The sequence below is a fragment of the Mogibacterium timidum ATCC 33093 genome (genome assembly GCF_000525775.1).
GTDB classification, from domain to species: domain Bacteria; phylum Bacillota; class Clostridia; order Peptostreptococcales; family Anaerovoracaceae; genus Mogibacterium; species Mogibacterium timidum.
On sequence record NZ_JALU01000026.1, the window covers coordinates 11,821 to 33,944 of the forward strand.

17 protein-coding genes are annotated in these 22,124 nt (G+C 46.3%); 16 read left to right on the forward strand and 1 reads right to left on the reverse strand.

Translation table 11 applies throughout. The annotated features are described in order from the left end of the window. Positions 1 to 733 precede the first annotated feature (733 nt). The 4 genes from HMPREF0581_RS07025 (at position 734) to HMPREF0581_RS07040 (ending at position 2,485) form a co-directional block, all read left to right on the forward strand. On the forward strand, positions 734 to 1,306 hold the full coding sequence (locus HMPREF0581_RS07025; protein WP_036381786.1) for a nitroreductase family protein: 573 nt from the start codon (positions 734 to 736) through the stop codon (positions 1,304 to 1,306). Between the two features lie 29 nt (positions 1,307 to 1,335). Beyond that, positions 1,336 to 1,638: a hypothetical protein gene (locus HMPREF0581_RS07030; RefSeq protein ID WP_009644581.1), complete on the forward strand. Its 303-nt coding sequence runs from the start codon at positions 1,336 to 1,338 to the stop codon at positions 1,636 to 1,638. A gap of 144 nt (positions 1,639 to 1,782) precedes the next feature. Beyond that, on the forward strand, positions 1,783 to 2,106 hold the full coding sequence (locus tag HMPREF0581_RS07035; RefSeq protein WP_036381789.1) for a PadR family transcriptional regulator: 324 nt from the start codon (positions 1,783 to 1,785) through the stop codon (positions 2,104 to 2,106). After that, a complete protein-coding gene (locus HMPREF0581_RS07040; protein ID WP_009644571.1) occupies positions 2,099 to 2,485 on the forward strand; it encodes a DUF2812 domain-containing protein in 387 nt (128 codons plus the stop codon). The genes HMPREF0581_RS07035 and HMPREF0581_RS07040 overlap by 8 nt, the downstream gene beginning before the upstream one ends. 42 nt (positions 2,486 to 2,527) lie before the next feature. On the opposite strand, the gene gpmI is transcribed toward HMPREF0581_RS07040, so the two are convergent. Next, on the reverse strand, positions 2,528 to 4,045 hold the full coding sequence (gene gpmI / locus HMPREF0581_RS07045; protein WP_036381792.1) for a 2,3-bisphosphoglycerate-independent phosphoglycerate mutase: 1,518 nt from the start codon (positions 4,043 to 4,045) through the stop codon (positions 2,528 to 2,530). 282 nt (positions 4,046 to 4,327) lie between these two features. Here gpmI and HMPREF0581_RS07050 point away from each other — a divergent pair, with 282 nt between their 5' ends. The 12 genes from HMPREF0581_RS07050 to glmS all read left to right on the forward strand — a co-directional run bounded on the left by HMPREF0581_RS07050 (position 4,328) and on the right by glmS (position 22,063). Next, positions 4,328 to 8,029: a UvrD-helicase domain-containing protein gene (locus HMPREF0581_RS07050; protein ID WP_036381795.1), complete on the forward strand. Its 3,702-nt coding sequence runs from the start codon at positions 4,328 to 4,330 to the stop codon at positions 8,027 to 8,029. Positions 8,030 to 8,161: 132 nt separating this feature from the next. Then, entirely contained in the window at positions 8,162 to 8,683 is a 522-nt protein-coding gene (locus HMPREF0581_RS07055) for a hypothetical protein (RefSeq protein ID WP_009644548.1), read from the forward strand. Positions 8,684 to 8,813: 130 nt separating this feature from the next. Then, complete coding sequence (locus tag HMPREF0581_RS07060; RefSeq protein WP_036381798.1) at positions 8,814 to 10,547, forward strand: sortase B protein-sorting domain-containing protein; 1,734 nt, start codon at positions 8,814 to 8,816, stop codon at positions 10,545 to 10,547. Between the two features lie 275 nt (positions 10,548 to 10,822). Continuing rightward, positions 10,823 to 12,115, forward strand: a complete 1,293-nt coding sequence (locus HMPREF0581_RS07065; RefSeq protein WP_242835205.1) for an ABC transporter permease — start codon at positions 10,823 to 10,825, stop codon at positions 12,113 to 12,115. A 12-nt stretch (positions 12,116 to 12,127) separates the two neighbouring features. After that, a complete protein-coding gene (locus tag HMPREF0581_RS07070) occupies positions 12,128 to 12,772 on the forward strand; it encodes an ABC transporter ATP-binding protein (protein ID WP_009644558.1) in 645 nt (214 codons plus the stop codon). A gap of 11 nt (positions 12,773 to 12,783) precedes the next feature. Then, positions 12,784 to 14,160 (forward strand): ABC transporter permease, encoded by a 1,377-nt coding sequence (locus HMPREF0581_RS07075; protein WP_009644475.1) that lies wholly within the window; start codon positions 12,784 to 12,786, stop codon positions 14,158 to 14,160. 12 nt (positions 14,161 to 14,172) lie between these two features. After that, entirely contained in the window at positions 14,173 to 14,829 is a 657-nt protein-coding gene (locus tag HMPREF0581_RS07080; RefSeq protein WP_009644476.1) for a response regulator transcription factor, read from the forward strand. Beyond that, positions 14,826 to 16,151, forward strand: coding sequence for a sensor histidine kinase (locus HMPREF0581_RS07085; RefSeq protein WP_009644480.1), 1,326 nt, complete (start codon positions 14,826 to 14,828; stop codon positions 16,149 to 16,151). The genes HMPREF0581_RS07080 and HMPREF0581_RS07085 overlap by 4 nt, the downstream gene beginning before the upstream one ends. Positions 16,152 to 16,420: 269 nt before the next feature. Further along, positions 16,421 to 17,269, forward strand: coding sequence for a diadenylate cyclase CdaA (cdaA, locus tag HMPREF0581_RS07090; RefSeq protein WP_036381801.1), 849 nt, complete (start codon positions 16,421 to 16,423; stop codon positions 17,267 to 17,269). Next, complete coding sequence (locus tag HMPREF0581_RS07095; protein WP_009644489.1) at positions 17,259 to 18,458, forward strand: CdaR family protein; 1,200 nt, start codon at positions 17,259 to 17,261, stop codon at positions 18,456 to 18,458. The genes cdaA and HMPREF0581_RS07095 overlap by 11 nt, the downstream gene beginning before the upstream one ends. Before the next feature lie 323 nt (positions 18,459 to 18,781). Continuing rightward, positions 18,782 to 20,134, forward strand: coding sequence for a phosphoglucosamine mutase (glmM, locus tag HMPREF0581_RS07100; protein WP_036381804.1), 1,353 nt, complete (start codon positions 18,782 to 18,784; stop codon positions 20,132 to 20,134). A 96-nt stretch (positions 20,135 to 20,230) separates the two neighbouring features. Continuing rightward, on the forward strand, positions 20,231 to 22,063 hold the full coding sequence (gene glmS, locus HMPREF0581_RS07105; RefSeq protein ID WP_036381806.1) for a glutamine--fructose-6-phosphate transaminase (isomerizing): 1,833 nt from the start codon (positions 20,231 to 20,233) through the stop codon (positions 22,061 to 22,063). Positions 22,064 to 22,124 lie beyond the last annotated feature (61 nt).

Here is a 22,124-nt window from a genome sequence, read left to right on the forward strand (position 1 = left end):
AGCGGTGTCCTTATGCTTCCTTTACAGAAGCAGAAGATCACCGCTTTTACGATTTCCTATTTAATTTTGATCTCTACAATATATCTTTTGTATCTGTGTAAAATACTTTTATCTGCAAGAGTTTTTACAGCACATCAAGGCTTTTTCCTCAAAAGTAGTAAATTGGTAGTAAATTCAACTTGTTCTCTTGCAAATATCCTTGTATTTCAAAGGGTTTGAGGGTTAATTATTAAAGTTTCATAATAAATTATATTGACAGTCGGTATTAAAGGAAACGTAAAGTGAGCATTGTTCTTCTTTTAAGTAATTGCGGAGGATAATTAAAAAAAGGCGTGAGGATAAAAACATGGACACATATTAAGATTCTAAAATGGGTAGACATATGTATTCAAGTTAACAACGAACAGAAGCGTTGAAGATGTATCATAGGAGAGGAGCCGTCACGGAGATTGCGTATTAACTTTGTTATCCAGGTCGAAAGCAAGTGTATTTTTGGACGAGCATGTGGGTACAGAATCGGTTGATATGTTTCTGCAAACAAATGAAACTTTTTTGATATCTTGCAGCATAATCAATGTAAGTTTCCAGTGACTGTCATCAATCAAGGACTATCGAGACAGTTCGTAGGGGAAGTTCGAGTACAATAAAGTCGTAGGATTTGAGACTGATTAAGAGATGGATAGTGTCAACTGATCTATGAAAACCGAGACATGATCGATTGGAGGAGTCAGATATGGATATTTACAAGGAACTCAAGTTGAGGCGGAGCTATTACCGGCTGGATAAGCAGCTGCCTGTCGGCAAGGATGTTGTGCAACAGCTGATCGAAGAGGTTACGGAGCTCGTCCCGGACGCGTTCAATATGAAGAGCGCGCGGGTTGTGGTGGCGTTCGGCAGCAAGCAGGATGAGCTGTGGGACGGCATTTATGAGACTTTTGGCGGCAAGGTGCCGAGGGATAAGATTGACGGATTTAAGGTGGCGGCCGGTACTGTGCTGTATTTCTATGACGAGGCTGTCGTGGAGAATATGCAGGGTAAATTTCCGCTATATGCCGAGAATTTCCCGACTTGGGCCAATCATGCAAACGGCATGCTGCAGATCAGCGTTTGGAGTGCGCTCAGGAAGCTCGGGATTGGAGCTAATCTCCAGCATTATAACCTGGTGATTGACAAGCTCGTGTGCGAGATGTTCGGCGTGCCGGAGAGCTGGAAGTTGGTGGCGGAGATGCCGTTTGGCGGAATCGTGGCTGAGCCGGATCCTAAGGAGAAAGAGGATATAAGCAAGAGGGTGAAGTTCTTCGAGTAACCATCATGAAACGCAAGTAGGGGTGAAGCATGTATCCGGGTATATTAATTGTGACGATAATTGCCGGTGTTATTTTTTATCTGGCATTTCAAATCGGTAAAGGGCATACGAACTTGATACATGATTATCATGTTAGAAATATAAAAGAGAAGGATATGCCTAAGTATGCAAAGCTTATTTCAAAGGGTTTGTATGTAATTGGTCTGGGGAGCTTGTTATCTGGGGGATTCATGTATTTGGAATCTGTTGTGGGGGTTTTGACTTCTATTTTTGCGGGACTGTTGATTGGCATAGTAATTATTGCCAATGCTCAGAAGAGGTTCAAGAAATGACGAGGCGGATAAGTTTAATATTAATTTTATTAACGTCGGAACTGCAGAAATGCAGTTCCTTTTTTATTTGACAAATATATCGAAGTGCGATATATGATATGCATCGAGGATCGATATATCGAAATTTGATGTAAGGAGGAATACATGGACTCAAAGCTTAAGAGGGTGTACATGCCTATGTCAGAGACGGCGTTTTATATATTGTACTGCCTGCAGAGCCCACAGCATGGGTATGGGATTAATCAGGAGGTTAATTCCATGACGGACGGGGAGGTGAGCATAGGTCCGGGAACGATGTACGGTACATTGTCTAAGATGGAGAAAGATGGCCTGATACGATTCGTGAACGAGGAGAGTAAGCGCAAGATTCACGAAAGCACAGACCTGGGCCGGGAGATACTGAGCCTGGAGCTGAAGAGGATCAAGAGATTATACTTAAACAGCCTTGGAGGAGAATATCATGGGTAAAAGGACGACAAAAGTAAGAGTCTTTACAATAGCAGACTACATTGAAGAGCAACAGTGGCTGGAACAGCAGCACAGGAGAGGATGGAGATTGGTAAAGGTCGTGCCGCCTTGCTTCTTCGTGTTCGAGGCATGTGAGCCTGAGGAGAGCGTATACCGGATCGAATACCATAACCGACGTGCGGCGGCCGATTATATTCAGATGTACGAGGACTATGGCTGGGAATATGTGTGCTCGTGTATGGGTTGGAATTACTTCTGCAAGAGCACCTGCGATATATCGGATGCGCGCGACAAGGAGATATTTTCGGATGCAGAGGATAAGCTGGCGATACACTGTGCCAGGAAGCTCCGGAAGCTGAGGAAGGAGCTGGAGAAATAGTTGCTGTAAACATGTAACGCGAAGGCGCGCGCATAACCTCTATTACACCAGCACCTCGCCCTTCATCTCCTGAGGCACATCCAGCCCCATCAGGGTCAGCAGCGTCGGAGCTATATCCGCCAGCTTGCCGTGAGATACATTGAATGGCCTTGGCTCATTTGCAATATGGCAGAGCGGCACAGGAGACAGCGAGTGCTTGGTCACCACATTGTCGTTGTCATCCAGCATGTAGTCTGCGTTTCCGTGATCTGCAGTGAGCAGTATCTGACCATCCTTGGACAGTACCCTTTCTGCGATTTGCTGCACTAGTCCGTCGAGCGTCTCAATAGCACTGACTGCAGCGTCAAATACTCCGGTGTGTCCTACCATGTCCGGGTTTGCAAAATTCAGGATTATCAGGTCATACTTATCCGAGTCGATTGCATCGAGCACTTTCTCGGTCAGGATTGGCGCACTCATCTCCGGCTGCAGATCGTAGGTTGTGACCTTAGGTGACGGCACGAGTATCCTGTCTTCACCTGCGACCGGAGCTTCAACGCCTCCGTTGAAGAAGAATGTCACATGCGCATACTTTTCGGTCTCCGCTATGCGGAGCTGTGTCAGGCCTGTGGCCGATACTACGCCTCCCAGCGTTGGCTCTACTACCTCCGGCGGGAACGCGACCTTGACATTCGGCATAGACACGTCGTACTCGGTCATGCAGACGTATGTGAGATTCTGTGGGAGCTTCTTTCTGTCAAATCCGTCAAAATCAGGATCCACGAGTGCCCGGGTTATCTCGCGTGCACGGTCAGGCCTGTAGTTAATGAACACGACGGAGTCACCGTCCCGGACAGGGGTGGCATCCACGACTGTCGGGCGCACAAATTCATCCGACTCGTTCTTGCCGTATGAAAGCCGGATGGCCTCGGCTGCGCCGGATGCATGTACACCTTCGGAGAGAGTGAGCGCGTCGTATGCCGACTCGAGCCTCTCCCAACGCTTATCTCTATCCATAGCATAGAATCTGCCTGAGATGATGCCTATTCGTCCGACACCGAGCTCATTGCATTTATCCTCCAGTGCACCGAGATATGTCATCGCACTGCGAGGCGGTACGTCACGTCCGTCGAGATAGCAGTGGATAACGACGTTTTTTACTTTTGAGCGCTTTGCCATCTCGAGGACTGCATATAGATGCTCGAGCTTGCTGTGAACTCCACCGTCAGAGCAGAGACCCATTATGTGGAGAGTGTAGCCGGAAGCTGCATTTTCCATAGCCTCGAGCAGCACCTTGTTGGTGTAGAATTCGCCGGTGCTGATCGACTTGTTGATGCGAGGCAGATCCTGCAGCACCACATTTCCGGCACCTATGTTGGTGTGTCCAACCTCGGAGTTGCCAATCTGCCCGTCGGGAAGTCCGACGTATTCACCGCTGGCTTCAAGGGTGATGAAAGGGTATTTGGCGAAAAGCCTGTCAAGGTTAGGCTTGTTAGCGGCAGCAATTGCGTTGCCGTGCGATTCCTCGCGGATGCCGTATCCGTCGAGGATCATCAGCATTGTTGGTCTATGCTTAATCATTGCTTACCTCCAAAGTGTGAAGTGTTTTTTTAAGCTCTCTGTGTTGGGCCGTAAGTGCACCTTTTCATAGCAATATATTTTAAATTCTGTTCATAGCAATATGCTTTAGAGTCTTTCTTGACTATTTACCGGATTGCTATACACACATAAGTATACACAAGAGGGGCAGGCTTTTCCAGGACTTCGAGTATGCGTGATTAAGTGCCTGCGAAGGATTCCCCGCTTGAACCTGCCGCTGAATAAAAATATAATATTATCATCATTGGGTAAGGAGAATTTACCATGGCAAACGTCAGATTTACACCGGATCAGCAGAAGGCTATAGATACGATAGACAAAAGTATCCTTGTATCGGCAGCCGCCGGCTCCGGCAAGACGGCGGTGCTTGTCGAGCGCATCATCAACATAATAGTGCAGGGCAAGGCGGACGTTGACCGCATGCTTGTCGTGACTTTTACCAACGCGGCAGCATCCGAGATGAGGCTCAAGCTCATCAGGGCTATCAACAAGGAAGTCAAAGCATGCAAGGATACTGACCCTGAACGCGCTGCCAGGCTCAGGCGGCAGCTCGGCAGGATGTACAGGTCGTACATTTCAACCGTGCACAGCTTCTGCAATCGCATCATCAAGGAATTCTTCTACCTGACCGACCTCGAGCCTGACTTTCGGATCTGTGATAATCTCAAGGCGGAGATAATGAGGAAGGAAGCGATTGAGGAGGTGTTTGAGCGTGGATTTGAGAAGGATGACTTCATTGAAGGGTGCTCTTTCCGCGATTTTCTGGACCGTTACAGCAAGGAGCGCGACGATAAGCTCCTTATGGAGGAAATGATAAAAGCGTATGACAGTCTGCGCAGTATGCCCGACTATTTTGAATGGGCGGGCCGTATGGCTGAGCAGCTGCGACTACCGGAGAGCGGTGATTACCGTGACAGTGAAATTTTTCACTCTATATGGGATGATGCAAAGGCGCTTGTGGACGAGACTCTCAATGAGGCGCTGGGCCTGCATGAACGGCTAACCGGCTATAAGCTTCCTAATACCGCAGCCAAGCTGGACCGGGAGATTGCCGCATTTCGCAGCTTAAATGCGGCGTTGTCCGGAGACATTTCGACAACAGATAAAATGCGAGAAGCCGAAGCAGCCGCCATGCAGGTATTGCAGACTGATATATTTGACACGTTTAGTTACGGCGCTAAAGAGAAGGACGCATACAATCAGGTGAAGGATTCCTGTAAACCTGTCAGAGATGCGTATAAGGAGAAATTTAAGGATTTCTTTAAGAGGAACAACTTCGCTACACTCGGTACGCTATTTGAAGAGCAGGCGGAGACCTACAAGTATACGATGTATTATTTGGAGCTGCTCAAGGAATTTGAGAAGATCTTTGACGCCGGGAAGCGCGAGCAGAAGGTCATTGACTACGGCGACATGGAGCACATCACGGCGGATATCTTGAAGAACGAAGAAGCGTGTAAGGTGCTGCGTGACAGGTTTGAATTCATATTTGTGGATGAATATCAGGACGTCAATTCTCTGCAGGAGTTCCTGGTGTCGCAGGTGTCAAGACCTGACAACGTGTTCAAGGTGGGCGATGTCAAGCAGAGCGTCTACAGGTTCAGGCAGGCCGAGCCGCACATATTTGAGGAGACAGCTGGGGAGTATAGGGATGAGAACAACACGGACGCAATTCAGATAAATCTCAATAGAAATTTCCGCAGCAACGGCGCGACGATAGATTATATCAACTATGTGTTCAAGGATCTCATGACCGGTTATGATGAGGACGAAAAGTTATATCGAGGGCTGCCCGGCAGTGATGAGTACAATTTCAAGCCGGAGGTGCACCTGCTGCTCACAGACGCAAAGGATCCGGACAGCGGTTATTCCGATGGAGACAACGAAGACGGCGAAGGCGTGGATCAGATCGGTATGGATCTTGAAGCTGCCGGAACTGTGGGAATCATGACTGATGACGATTCTGAGTCAGAGGCCGATGATGAGCTAAAGGCTCTGTCAAAAGCAGAGACGGAGGCTGTGCATGTTGCAAATATAGTCAGTCAGATAATCGGCAGCGAGTTTTACGACGGCAAGACCGGAAAGGTCAGGGCTGCTACCCCTAGGGATATAGCCATTCTGCTTCGCTCGACAAGAAATAAGTCGGACATGTACTACAAATCCCTGATGAGTAAGAGCATCTCCTCGCACATCGCAGATGACGGTGGATATTTCAACACTGTCGAGGTTGCTGTTGCGATGGCTATTCTCAAGGTTGTGGACAATCTGCATCAGGATGTTCCTCTTATAGCCGTGCTGCGATCGGAGATTTTCGGGTTCACACCGGAAAACCTCGCCGAAGTGAGGGCTTTTGCGAGGGAGCAGAATCAGCGCGAATGGACAGAAGCTGCGGACAGGGGTGAAGAGGTGACACGCAACCAGATGACCTACTGTGAGGCACTTAAGGCATATGCCGAGGCTGGGCTCGACGAGGAGCTCAGAGATCGTGTAAATGATGCGCTCGAGACTATCGCGAGATGGCACGTACGCGGTCAGATGATGCCTCTCGACGATTACATCTGGTATCTGCTCAACGACTCGAATTATTACATGTACGCAGGCGCGATGTACGGTGGCCGCCAGAGGCAGGCCAATCTGCGTGCCCTTGTCGAGAGAGCGAGAGCATTCAGGCAGTCGAGTATAGCTTCGCTTAGCAGCTATATCAGCTATCTCGAGGTGCTCAGAACGAAAAATGTCGAAATGGGACAGCCTTCCATGGTCAGCGAGGACGACGATGTCGTGAGGATCATGACCATTCACAAGAGTAAGGGTCTCGAGTTCCCGTTTGTAATAGTCGCCGGCATGGGTAATAAGCTGCAGTATTCGAAGGGCAGCCTGGGCTTCCAGTTCCATAACGAACTCGGTATAGCGCTCGGCTACGTCAATCCGGAGCAGCACTATTGGCGCAGGACGCTTATGCAGCAGCAGATTACCGCCAGGATCAGGGATGACGAGTATCAGGAGCAGCTCAGGGTTCTGTACGTAGCGATGACACGTGCAAGAGAGAAGCTATATCTAATCGGCTGTGACAAAAAGGAAGACTTTATATCTAATAATCTCCGCTCCAAGACAAGCTTTTTCAAAATCATGGGCAGTCTCTGTGATTCGGACACATTCAATGAGTACAAGTCCGTGGAAATGCACAAGGTAATGCGCCCCGGGCTTCCTCGAGGACTTAACAATTTCTTGACTACAGACAAGCTGCCGATGGATATAGAGCTGAGTGAGGAATTTGCAGAAGTCAAGCGCAGACTCGATTACGAATATGCATACAAGGATGACCTGAACAGCAAGGCAAAGTATTCAGTCAGCGAGCTGCAGCGCGAGGCAAACGAAGCTCGGCATTTTGACAACAGAATAGAGGACAGAAGTACACGTGTGAAGCGCAGATCTACTGCGGATGCTGCCAACATCGGTACGGCCTATCACAGGATAATGGAATTCGTGGATTTCAAGCAGGCCGTAGGCGAATCCGGAGACGTGGATAGAACCTATATAGATGAAAGAGCCGCGAGGCTGCGTGACAATGGAGCCATTACCGCGCCTGTGTTTGCAGCGCTCGAGCTAGGCAAGATATATTCGTTCTTCGAATCGGAGATAGGCAGACGTGCAGCTGCCGCCGCCGGAGACGGCACGCTGGAAAAGGAAAAGCCCTTCACTCTACGGGTCGAGCACAATGATAAACAGGTGCTGGTGCAGGGTATTATCGACTGCTACTTCCGGGACGGGGACAAGCTCGTGCTGGTGGATTACAAGAGCAACCGCCTGAGCAGGAAGAATCAATCGGCAGATCTCGAACGCATCAAGGAAGACTATCGGGAGCAGATTGAACTATATAAGCGTGCCCTCGAGGAAGGGACAGGCTCAAGAGTCGAAGAGGCCTATCTCTATCTGTTCGATAAGCACATGTGTATTTCAATGATATAAGATCATATAGCTACGTGGAAAACAGAACGGTGCTTCAACCCTCTCATCCGGGCTTGATGGCTGAGAATGTTTAATTTAATATCGAATAATATCGAAAACGGGGATTATTGTGTTAAAGAGGAGGATGTAATTATGGTTATATTGACTGAACAGATTAATATTCCTGCGCCGTTCGAGAAGCTCTGCCTGTGGGCGGATAATTTTGAAGAGGAATTTGTCAAATGGAGTCCTTACCACTTGGCATGCCAGCTATTTGATGGCGGAATAAATGTCGGAGACAGGGTTCGGTTCTATGAGATTGTAATGGGGCTTGACTATGATGTGACCGGTAAGATAGTACATGCTGAGAGAGATGCGGATCACTTCATCTTTCAATTTGAAAGCGATAAAAAGACCGCTGTAATAACTTTTGAGGGAACCCGAACCCCTGAGGGCTGCCATTTCCGCCATACTGAAGCCTTCGGTATGCAGACTCCGGTCATAGGGGCAATCATAAATTTTCTGATATTCAAGGTGTTTTATAGAAAGAAGGCTAACTGGCAGCTTATTCGTGATGACATGATTTTGGATAATAAGTACCTTTCCGATATTTTAACGGAAGGCAAATATCCGGAGCGCATTTCCCCGGATGCTTTAAGGAATTCGGCAAAGTAGCAGATACTGTTTCAGCATATTTTTATTTGCTAATATCGGCAATTTTATATATTGCATATTTGCTTGTATGTAGAAAACAAGTATAATGTTCGTAATGGATATCGTATATTTATTTTGAGAGGAGAATCAAATGAGAACTTTGCATAGTTATGGCAAGAGCATGGCGGTGATTATAACCTTCTTGCTGGCACTAATGATGTTGATGCCGCCTAATATGGCATATGCAGCAAGCACCTATACGGCTACCGGAACTGAGTCAGGTGCAGATATTGCGGCGATAATTGCCGGCACTAAGCCGGATGCCTCAGGCAACCCGTATGACAGTGTTGAGTTCCCTGCAGGAAATTATAAATATGATCTTCCTGACTCCGTTATTATAAGCAGACCGGTAAAGGTAAAGGCTGACACCGGTGCCAAGGTTGAATTTAAGGGCGGAAGCTTTAGAGCGCATAACAATTCAGCAGACATTACCTTTACAGGTGCAGGCAGCTTTGAGATGAACAATTTGAACAGTTATGGCTTTTTTTCAAGCAATGTGAATGCTAAATTTAATTTCGACCACACTGATTTCACTATAGATGGAGCTAAGAATTTCGGAATTTATGCTTTTGGCGGTTGCACAATGAACATAAAGGGTGGAAGCTTTACCGTTAAAAACTGTTCCAATACAGGCAATGAAGGTGGGATTGAATTTGATAAAGGCAAGCTCAATGTTTCTGATGGAGCACAGTTGATTGTTGAGAATAACGGTAACGGTAATTTTGGTGATATTTACATGAATGGTGCAATGGAGGTTACCGGAGCTAAAACCAAGGTGATAATCAACGAGAGTAAGGCAGGTTTTTCAGGGTACGGTATGGTGCTTGCGGGAGGCGGAACGCTCAAGGTTGACGCCGGCTCAGTTGATATCAACACGAGTGCTGCAGGAAGAGGTATCAATGCAGGCAGTAACGCAACCAACACCATTGATCTTGTAAACGGTGCCAAGCTGAATGTCACAGCTAATGGCGGTATAGCTACGAGCGGCATAAGACGTGCAAAGGTATCCGTTAAAGGAGGCAGCGTCCTTGATGTCAAAGGGTATTCTTATGCTTTTGACGGTAGCTTGCTCGAAGCTTCGGATCGTGCATTAGTTACGCTTAACGGTAAGGTTATGGATAATGCTTCCCTTAAGGTGTTTACAGGCGGTACTAACGGTTCGACCATTATGGGCGGCTCGGTTTTAGAAAACTACAAGACAAGCGTAGTTAACGGAGTAGTTACTGAAAATCCTGCCGGCAATCATCTCGACAATCAGCCTGTGAATGCAGCCGGTGAGAAGCTGATGCGTTTTGACCTCAAGAATTTCGAAAATTCAAATATTGATATCACAGCTGATCCGGGTAATGCAGCTCATCCTGCATATACGTACAGAGTAGGTAAAAATCATGACGGTACAGCGTACGTATGGGCTCCTGCAGTAGAGGTCAGATTCTGGCAGAGCAAGGAAGCTCTCGACAAAGATGAAGCTGATAAGATGATCGCGAGTCTGTCGACTATACGTGGCAATAAGCTCGGCTTTGTCGGAGCAAAAGTTCCTGAAGCACCAAAAGCTCCTGCAGGCAAAGTGTTCTCGCATTGGGTTAATGCCAATACAGGCAGAGCATTTGATTCTAACGCTGCTTTCAGCGAACAGCGCACAAATGTATATCCTGTATATAAGGACGTGCCTGCAGGTGGTAACAACTCAACGAAGAAGGTTGTTAAGGTTCACAAGGTAAGCCCTAGAACCGGAGATGCATCGATGATTTTCCTATATGGCGGATTGGTTGTAGGTGCCGTTGTGGTACTTATGGTTCTAATTAAGATAAGACGTCGTGCGTAGCTTGCGTTAGAGCATGATTGTAATAGGTAGAAGGACGGAATCTTCGGGTTTCGTCCTTTTAAATTACCTGCAGCAGATTAACCGGATTATACACAATTTTGAAGGCTCATCAGAAAGTTAAATCGTATAACGGGCGGATGCCTGATTAACAATTGATATACAAGCAATAAAATAATTTATTTTCCGATTTCATAAACGTTTCATAAATCTTCTGTAATATGCTCTTCGTAAAGAGGATATTCTCAATTTAGATTAAGAATTATTTAGAAGGAGTGATGTGTAAGGTGATTAGAAACGCGATAGCTTACGTTCTTAGGCGAAGGTACAGAACGTTTATAATCCTCATAATTTTGACCTTGGTTCTCACATGTATACATGTGTGCTTAAGCATAAAGAAATCAAGTGACAATCTGGAAAGGTCTCTCTACAAGACCTCAAATTCTTCATTGTCCATAACCGGGAAGGAGAACCAAGGTGCTTTTGAAATTGACAGGTTTAAAAGCTTAAAAAAAATCAATGGTATCAAGGAGATAGTTCCCGAGTATGACGGACTGGCTCGATTATCGGACAGTAACGTAATTGAGAGCAACCAGAAGGTAAAGCGAGATGATCTGCCGGGAGATTTAAAAAATATTGTATCGGTACAATTGACAAGTAATTCCGAAAGAAGCCTTTTATTCAACAGCGGGGTTTTTACGATGCAGAAGGGAAGGCATCTTAGGAAAAATGATGTAAACAAGGTACTCGTTCACAGCGAATTCGCCAAGAAAAACAATCTGAAATTGCATGATAAGGTGAGTCTGGGGTTCTTGAGTGAAAATAGAACCGACAGCAACGCCGGAAATCGGGAGTTTGAAATTGTCGGGATATTCAGCGGTAAAAAACAGGAAAAACACACAGGCCTGTCGTCAGATCTGAGTGAGAATACGATGTTTGCCGATTATGATTCCGGACAAAGGGCAATGAATCCGGCCGGCAACAGCAGAATTGCAAATAAACTGTCCATATTCACAGACAGCCCTGAAAATATGAATACTGTAATGAAAAGGATCAAGAAGCTCGATATAGAGTGGCAGAAGTATAAGGTGGAGAAGGATACGAGTGCCTTCAAGGAGGCCATTGCTTCATTAGCAAGCATCAAGCATATTATCAGAATCATGACATATTCTATAATGATAGGCGGATTGATAGTATTATCTCTGATCTTAATCCTGTGGCTACGGGAAAGGATATATGAAATAGGGATACTGCTGTCTATCGGGATAAATAAAGCAAAGATTATGGCGCAATTTATATCAGAGCTGGTGCTCATATCTATGCCTGCGGCGATTATATCGCTGGTGCTTGGGAATGCTGTGTTTAAAAAAGTTATAGGCGGATTCGCCGGTGCAGATGGCAATGCGTCGATTACAAGCAGCTTTATAGAGAATGAAAGCATAGGCGATAATTTACTGACATTTGTGCAGAGCTACGGACTTCTGCTACTTATAATCGTCATATCTGTCGCCGCAACATCAGGGATAATTTTAGTAAGAAAACCGAAGGAAATTTTATCAAAAATAAGTTAGGGGAGGAAGATAATGGAGATACTCAGAATTAAGAATGTGACGTATAGCTACATAGGATCAAGAGAGAAAATTCTCTCATCAGTAAGCCGGAGCTTTGAGCTCGGGAAATTCTACGCAATCACCGGAAAGTCGGGAGCCGGAAAATCAACGATGTTGTCACTTCTTGCCGGATTGGACAGACCGAACAGCGGCGAGGTCATGTTCAGGGGTGAAAATATCGAGAGAAAGGGATATAGCAATCATAGAAAAAACAATATTTCACTGGTATTTCAGAACTATAATCTCATTGACTATCTCTCACCTCTGGAAAATATAAGGCTGGTAAACAGCAACGCTTCCGATGAGATGCTGCTTAAGCTCGGTCTCGACAAGAGCCAGATAAAGAGAAACGTAATGAAGCTTTCCGGCGGACAGCAGCAAAGAGTCGCCATAGCCAGAGCCTTGGCATCCGAGGCACCTGTAATATTGGCAGATGAGCCTACGGGAAATCTGGATCCCAATACAGCAGGAGAAATAATTGAGATGCTTAAGAAGCTGGCAAAAGAGCGCAACAAGTGCGTCATAGTAGTTACGCATAGTAAAGAAGTGGCCGCTGCAGCAGATACGATATTGGAATTGAGCAGCAAGAAATTAAAAGAAGTGCGCAAGGATAACTAGGAGGATAAGCAATGATAAGAAATGCTTTTGCATATGTCACAAGGAAGAGACTTAAATCGTTAATCATATTATTGGTGATCCTATCCATGTCTACCCTCAGTTTAATTGGATTATCGATCAAAGATGCTACGAACAGAGCTGCCAATAAGACCTTTGGAAGTATCACCAACAGCTTTACCATGGAAATAAACAGGCAGGTGAACCCCGGCACTCCGAGGGGCAGCGGCAATATACGCGGAGAGGATATCAAAAAAATAGTTGATTCCGGTCATATAGATAATTATATCAAGCGAATTGGAGCCGTGGCAGATCTGGTTGACCATGATATTATCAGAACTCAGGAGATTACGAACAGTGAGGATCCTGATCGAGCTGAAAAATTCAAGAGAACTACAATGATGACGGGCGTAAATGATTCTTCAAAGGAGACAAAATTCGTTTCGGGGGCATTCAAGCTAGTCGAAGGAAAGCATTTAGCCAAGGATGACAAAAATAAAATATTAATGCATAAAGCTCTGGCCGAAAAGAACAATTTGAAGGTCGGGGATAAGATTAAGATTAAATCCAATGTATACGATGCAGATAATGAAAAGCAGGCTAATGAGACCATAGAGGTTGAAATAAAAGGACTTTTTGACGGTCACAACAACGGAGGGGTTAGCGCGGCGACAGAGCTGTATGAAAACACCTTGATTGGCGACGTCCACACAGCTGCCAAGCTTTATGGAAATACTGAGCAGACAGCCGTGTACCAGGATGCAACCTTCTTCGTAAAGGGAAATAAGAATCTGGATAAGGTTATGAAGGATCTGGGTAAACTCAATATAAATTGGAATCAGTACAATCTGGTAAAGAGCTCATCGAATTACCCTGCATTGCAGCAGTCGATTTCGGGAATATATTCCATTGCCAATAAGCTGTTCGGAGGTTCTCTGATATTTGCCGGACTGGTGGTTTCGCTGTTGCTGTTCCTATGGATGAATGCTAGAAAGAAAGAGATTGCAGTACTGCTGTCTCTGGGAATATCCAAGGTGAGAATCTTCGGACAATTTGCCTTTGAGCTCCTATTCGTAGCTGTCCCCGCATTTGTAGCCTCGTATTTTGTAGCAGGAATTATGGGAAAGGCCATCGGAAACAATGTTTTACACAGGGTGACAGGCGGTATTGCAAGTCAGATTGCTAAGGAATCCGCTTCATCGGGACTTGGTGGCGGAGCCGAGGTCGACGGATTTAATAAAACTTTGACAAGCTTAGATGTTATGGTTAATCCAAAAGCTTTCGTTTATGTGGTATTATTCATGACAGTGATACTTGGAGTTTCGCTTCTCATAGCGACTTCAAAGATCCTGAGGAAGAGACCAAAGGAGCTGTTGATAGATACAAAATAATCAGGAGGGCTTATGAAAATTCTTGTTGTTGAAGATGATAAAATGATACGGGAAGGAGTCTGCGGATTTCTGTCTGAATTCGGATACGATACAATCGAAGCGGAGGATGGTCGTGAAGCCTTATCAAAATTTGAAGAGCAAGATGTTAATTTGGTAATTTTGGACATCCGGATTCCATTTATAAATGGTCTGGAAGTCCTGAAGGAAATCAGAAAGAAGAGTAAGCTGCCGGTTTTGATGCTAACAGCGTTTGGCGATGAGGAATATAAGATTGAGGCATTTTCGAGTCTGGCAGACGGATACATTGAGAAACCGTTTTCATTGCCTGTACTGAAGGTTCGCATCGATTCCCTGATTGAGAGACACTATAATAAAGTTGAGAGGTTGGAATACAAGAATACAGAGGTGAACTTTACGAGCTATACTGCCAAGGTTGATAATGAAAAAGTTGATGTGAACGCAAAGGAGCTCGAGATACTCAAGTGCCTATTGGATAATGAAGGCTATGCCTTGACAAGGGAACAGATAATAGACAAAGTGTGGAAAGAAACAGAAGAGCCGCCATTTGATCGGGTAATCGATGTATATATCAAAGAGCTTCGCAGAAAGCTGGGGCTGGACTGTATTGTCACCATAAGGAACGTGGGATATAAATTGGAGCGAAAATGAGAAATTTAAAAATATTTCCGAAAATGTTCTTAAATACATTTGCCATTCTCGGCATACTGATCGTTTTGGTACATCTCCTTATTTTCCTGGTTTTTCCGCGGACATATTTCGAGACGAGGAAGCAGGAGATTAACTCGAAGGCAAATGAAATTTCTCAAAGTCTCCAAGGCAAGGATGCTAAGTTCGTAGAGCAGTCTTTGGAAATCTATTCCAAGAGCAGCGAGATCAAAGCCTTTATAAGAGGAAATAGTGATAATAACGAGGTTCGGCTCGGAAATCATGATAACGTTGATCTGTCAAGCAATAACAATTCTCTGATAATCGAGGAAAGGGAAATAAAATTAAATAACGGCAGGAAGGTATCCGTGCAGTTCGTATCGACGGCGGATATGCAAAGGGATGCAAAGGAGCTGAGCTTTAAATTCCTGCCGCTTTCAATAACAATTTCGCTTCTGCTTTCAGTTGTTATTTCGCTGATTTATGCAAAGACAATAACAAATAATATTCAGGAAATCAAAGATGTTACCACAAAGATGATGGAGCTGGACAGGCGAGCACGTTTAAAGGTTGAGTCAACAAACGAGGTTGGGCAGCTCAAGGCGCATATTAATGATTTGTACGCGACGCTGTTGGAGCTCATAGACGACCTTGAAGTTAAGAATAGCGAAATACTGAAGCTGGAAAGGATAAAATATGATTTTTTCAGAGGGGCTTCTCACGAATTAAAAACACCTCTTGCCAGCCTCAAGATAATCCTGGAAAATATGAAGTTTAATATCGGCAAGTACAGGAATCGAGATGAATACATCGGAAGCTGCATTGATATAGTAGACGGTATGTCACAGAATATTTCGCAGATTTTATCAATTTCCTCTCTTGAGCATTTAAAGGATGACGAGGAGTGGCTGGAAGTGAACAGCGTGCTGCAGGATGTGATAGACAAGTATTCTCTGATGGCATCTAATAAAAAGATAGTCATTGCTAACCAAATTACAGATGAGAAAATGTATATCGGCAGAACAGCTCTTCAGATAGTTCTGTCAAATCTCATAAGCAATGCAGTGAAGTATTCCGACTCGCCGGGCAAAGTAACGATAGGTGTTACTGAGGAGTGGATATATGTGAATAACACCTGCAAGGATGCGGAACAGCTGGATATAGACAGGCTCTTTGAAGTGAATTTTGATCTGAGCAAGGATAACAGTAACGGTCTGGGTTTGTACATAGTACGAAATATTTTACTCAGCTACGGTATAGAGCACAAGGTTGTGCGTCGCAAATCGAGTGTGACATTTATGATAAAGCTGTCCGTGCCCGAATAACCGAATGAGAATTGAGGTCTGCCGGGTGCATGTGCATATGTAAATTAAATCCAACTCAAATCCGATGAATTTTGAACTTCGCTCGAGTGGGCCTGCCCCTGATTTCGTGTGATATCGACGGAGCCATGCGCAACGACGTGTGGCTCATTTTTGTTGTAATTTACACGAAAACCACACCTTAGGTCTTATTGATAAAAATCCTGCAAAATTGTATAATAATATGAATTATGCCATGTAAAATGGGTATTTGTGAGAGGAGGTAAGCCGATATGCTGAGCACAATTCAAAGTATTCTATCTAATTTTAGACCCGAAGATGCATTGGATATAGCTATCGTGTCTTACATCGTATATAAGATGCTCGGTTTCATCCAAGATACCAGGGCTATGCAGCTGGTTAAGGGCATCGTGATAATCGTGGTGGCATTCTTCGTGTCAGATATGTTCAATCTGTATCTACTCAACTGGCTGCTCAAGAGTCTCGTAACCATGGGACTTTTTGCGGTCGTTGTGCTGTTCCAGCCGGAGCTGCGCAGAGCCCTGGAGCAGGTTGGGCGCAAGAATATCATGAATACAAACTCTTTTCGTAACATCGATAAGAGCAAAGCGGTGGAGGCTGTTGCTGCAATCGTAGCAGCCATCGACGATTTCTCGGCAACCAGGACGGGAGCACTCATTGCAATCGAACGCGAGACAATGCTCAATGACATCATCGAGACAGGCGTGGTCGTGGATGCGGAGATATCTGTGCGCCTTCTGGGCAATCTCTTCTACGAGGGCTCACCACTGCACGACGGCGGCGTGATCATACGTGGAGCCAGAATACATGCAGCTTCATGTGTATTCCCGTTAACAGAGAAAAAGAATATCGGCAGAAACCTCGGCACCAGACACCGCGCAGGTGTGGGACTGAGTGAGGTCTGTGATGCGCTGGTCATTATAGTATCTGAGGAGACAGGCGTAGTGTCAATATGCGAGGACGGCAAGATCCGCAGATTTGTGGACATGAAGACCATCGAAAAGACTCTTCTCAACATGTACCTGCCGTCCGAAGCCGGTATGTACGGCAAGGTAGCACAGTTCGTACGCAGGAAGGGAGGGAAGCACGATGCAAAATAAAGTGTCAAGCGATAAGGGCATCAACAAGGTTAATCTTGTGCTTTCTATAGTGATTGCTTTTGCAGCGTGGGTGTACGTTGTATATAGCATAAACCCTACCGTTTCCAAGACTTACACAGATATACCTCTTACGGTTACCAATGCCAGGGATCTGGCCAAGAGCGACCTTGCGGTCAGTAAGATGGATATGGAGAAGATCAATGTCACGGTTCGCGGCAGGAGATCCTCGATTAATGAACTGGAGAAGTCGGATATCGAGGCGACCGTGGATGCAGCTAATGCAGGCAAGGGTGAAAATGCGCTTGCAGTTCAGGTCAAGGTACCGAACGGCATAACCATAAAATCTCAGAGTGAAAATAATGTTGCTGTAACAGTCGAGGATCTCGAGGTCAAGAAGGTTTCCACATATGCAGCTTATAAGGACGGCCAGTCCGGTGAGCCGGTGGTCAAGAAGCAGGGGAATAAGGAAGTCGAGGTGCAGGGAGCGACAAGCCTAGTCAAGAACGTGGATGCGGTCAAGCTTGAGCTCGATGCTGATAAGGTTACAGATAAGGCGAGGGAGTTTAGCGCAAATGCAATTCCTGTAGATGGGAGCGGACGACAGATCAAGTACCTGATGACCGGTCCCGGCAGAGTGGCGGTAACAGCCTATAAGGGTGAGGTCAAGACGGTCAAGCTCAAGGTAAGCGTTACCAACAATTTGGACGGAACCTTGGATAGAACCTATTCTGCACCTAACACAATTTCGATTAAAGGAAGAAGCAAGGATATCAAGGATATCTCGGAGATTTCAACAGAGAATATGGATATCAGCTCCATTACCGAGACCGGTGATATAAATATTAAGTACGACCTGCCTAAGGGAGTAAGCATCGCCAATGAGTCTCGCAACGTCAAGCTCAAGATTAAGGTCAATCAGAATATACAGAAGACAGTAAATGTGCCGGCAGGATCTATTAAGATCAGCAACGTCGGCAGCGGGCTTACGGCGAGTGCTGACAGCGGTGTCAACATAATTGTGAAGGGCAGCCAATCCAGACTTGCAAATGTCGGTGCAGGCTCCTTCGTGGTCAGTGCAGATGCCGGAGGCCTTGGAGCGGGACAACATACTGTCACGGCATATCTCACCAATAATTCCGGGGCGACGGCTGTGCTTGAGCGTACGCAGATAACTATCACTATCCAGTAGGTGCTATTTCGGAAAGCTGCAGACTTCTGTGGGGGAGATATCAAGTAGCGTTATGTCGAAAGAAATATGATGTATGCAATTCTAAGTTTTGGATGCAGGGAGATATCAAGTAGCGCATGTCGAAAGGCTACTTACTGACGGCAGGATGTAATAGCGACAGGGGGAGATATCAGGTAGTGCCATGTCGAAAGCAGCCCGTTACATGTATATTCCGGAAAGCTGCGGATTTCTATGACGCAGATATACGCCTAGCGCCAATGTGCATGCAGTCGGTAAATGACAAGCTTTTTATATATTGCAGATAGATTATTAAGGAGAAGTTAATGGGTAGATTATTCGGAACAGACGGAGTGAGAGGCGTTGCCAACACAGAGCTGACAGCTTCGTTGGCGTTCGATATCGGTAGAGCTGCAGCGTTTGTGCTGGGTGAAAACAACAGGAGACCGGTGATGGTAGTCGGACGTGATACGAGAATTTCCGGTGACATGCTGGAGAATGCGCTTACGGCCGGAGTGCTGGCGGTTGGCGGAGACGTAATTAAGCTCGGAGTTATTCCGACACCGGCGGTTGCGTATCTCGTGAGGAAATACAATGCAGATGCGGGAGTCGTAATCTCGGCATCCCATAATCCGTTTGAATACAACGGCATCAAGTTGTTTAACGGCAAGGGCTACAAGCTTGACGACAGCGTTGAACAGGAGATAGAGTCAATCCTGCTGGGCGAGAAGGAGATCGGCACAGACGAGTTTGTCGGTGATAAGCTCGGCAGATGTCGCGAGGATGATACAAACGCTATCAAGCAGTACACAGACTTTTTGCTCACAACCATCGATAAGAAGCTGGACGGAGTCAAGGTCGTGCTGGATACTGCAAACGGAGCTTCATTTGAGACTGCTCATATCGTGTATGAGGCGCTCGGCGCAGACGTGACTGTGATCAGCGATGAACCGGACGGAATCAACATCAATAACGGATGTGGGTCTACACATCCGGAGAATCTACAGCGCAAGGTCGTAGAGATCGGTGCAGATGTGGGATTTGCCTACGACGGTGATGCTGACAGACTGATTGTTGTGGATGAGAAAGGCCGCATTATCGATGGTGACAGAGTTCTGTGTATCTGCGGCAAGTACCTCAAGGATATTGGCAAGCTTGCAGAGGGCAAGATTACAGCGACGGTGATGAGTAACATCGGACTGCACAAATATCTTGAGCAGCACGGAATTGATGTAGACGTAACCAAGGTCGGAGACAGGTATGTGCTGGAGTCGATGCTTCAGACCGGCTCGGTGCTGGGAGGTGAGCAGTCAGGACACATGATATTCCTGGACTACACGACTACAGGTGATGGAGTCCTCTCTTCACTGCAGTTCATGAAGGCATATCTTGCTTCAGGGAGCAAGCTGAGCGAGCTGCGGGATGAGATTCATATCTATCCACAGGCTCTCGTAAACGCCGGGGTGGATAACGCTTATAAGCAGGCTGCGCTCGAGGACGAGGAGGTGAAGGAGTTTATAGGCAAGGTTGAGGCCAAGCTGGAGGGCACCGGCAGAGTGCTCATCAGGCCTTCGGGTACCGAGCCTCTGATTAGGGTAATGCTGGAAGGCGAAGACAGTGAAGAGATCCGGGGATACGCTGAGCAGATAGCTGAGCTCATCCATAAGAAGTTCGGATAGGCTTATACATCTCTCATACAAATACAGAGTGATCGTTAGCGGTTCTCCGGCTCGCCGAAGGACTGCTATTTATAAGAATATATTGGAGGAAATATTATGTGCGGAATCGTAGGTTATGTAGGTAATGACGCGCCTCAGGGCATCGTTATCGAGGGACTTAAGAAACTGGAATATAGAGGATATGACTCTGCAGGCATCGCCGTTGTCAGCGACGGGGAGATTGAGCTCAGAAAGCATGTTGGCGCTATCGTCAACCTGGAGAAGCTTATCGGCAAGGAAAACCTCGGCGGTCATGTGGGAATAGGCCACACCAGGTGGGCTACTCACGGAGCTCCTTCGGATGTCAATTCTCATCCACATATGAGTGCCGACAACAGAGTTGCGCTCGTACATAACGGCACCATCGAAAACTACGTAGAGCTGAGAACAGCACTCGAGGACGAAGGCATCGGGTTTAAGAGTGACACGGATTCTGAGGTTGCTGCGGTTCTAATCGGCAAATACTACAACATGTCAGGCGACCTCAAGGCCGCTATGGACAAGGCTACCTCCGAGATGACAGGTACATTTGCACTGGCAGCAATCGCAGCAGATGAGCCTGACATGTTCGTAGCATATAGAAAGAATGCCCCTCTGATCGTCGGAAAGGGAGATGGCTGTAACTTTGTAGCTTCCGACTTTTCAGCGTTGCTCAAATACACCAAGGATGTGTATTTGCTGGAGAACGGGGACACGGTGGTGCTGACGCCTGACAGCGTTACAATTTACGATGAGACGGGCAAGGAAATAAAGCGTGAAACTATGCACATCAGCTGGGACGAGAGCGTTGCGGAGAAAGGTGACTTTGAGCATTTCATGCTCAAGGAGATTTACGATCAGCCGGAAGGAATCATGGAGACTCTTAAGCGAAATCTCAGCGACAACGGCAGAGCTGAGCTCTACGATATGACACTCACTAAGGAAGACTTTGCAAAGTTCAACAAGATTTGTATAGTGGCTTGCGGGACTGCATATCACGCCGGTTTAGTTGGAAGAAATATCATTGAGAAGCTTGTCAAAATCCCTGTAGAGGTCGATGTGGCGTCTGAGTTCAGGTACAGAGATCCGTTTGTAAATGAGCAGACCCTGTTTATCGCGATTTCCCAGTCCGGTGAGACCGCCGACACACTTGAGGCTCTCCGCGAGGCTAAGAGGAAGGGTGCAAGAGTTTTATCCATCGTCAATGTAGTTGGAAGCTCGGTGGCTCGTGAGTCCGATGACGTGTTCTATACATGGGCAGGACCGGAGATTTCGGTTGCTTCGACAAAGGCGTACACAACTCAGCTCTTGTCGCTGTATTTGCTGGCTCTATATCTCGGAGACCTAAAAGATACCATTACGCCGGAGTACTACAGCGAGATTATAGAGGAGCTCGCTGCAATTCCGGGCAAGCTTGAAGAAGTACTCAAGATGAGAGGCTCCATTGAGAAACTGGCCAAGAAGCTGTACGATAGAGATCAGGTTTTCTTCATTGGCAGAGGTATGGATTCCAGCGTTGCTTACGAGGGCTCACTTAAGCTCAAGGAGATTTCATATATAAATTCCTTTGCTATTGCCGCCGGAGAGCTCAAGCACGGAACCATTGCACTGATGGAGCCTAAGACAATAGTCGTTGCACTTGCAACACAGTCTAAGCTCTTTGACAAGATGGTATCTAATATACAGGAGGTTAAGGCTCGCAACGCCCATGTAATCTCCATCGCCAAGGAGGGCAATACAGCAATCGAGGAGCATTCGGATGAAACCTTCTACATCCCTAATTGCCTGGATGAGGTCACACCTCTGCTCAGCGTTATTCCTCTTCAAATCTACGCATACTATGTAGCTAAGGAGAAAGGCTGTGAGATCGATAGACCTCGCAACCTCGCCAAGAGCGTAACCGTAGAGTAGCAGGGGCGCAGTGAAGGTGTACGAGGGGATTGGACAGGACGTATTGCATTTAATTAAGAAT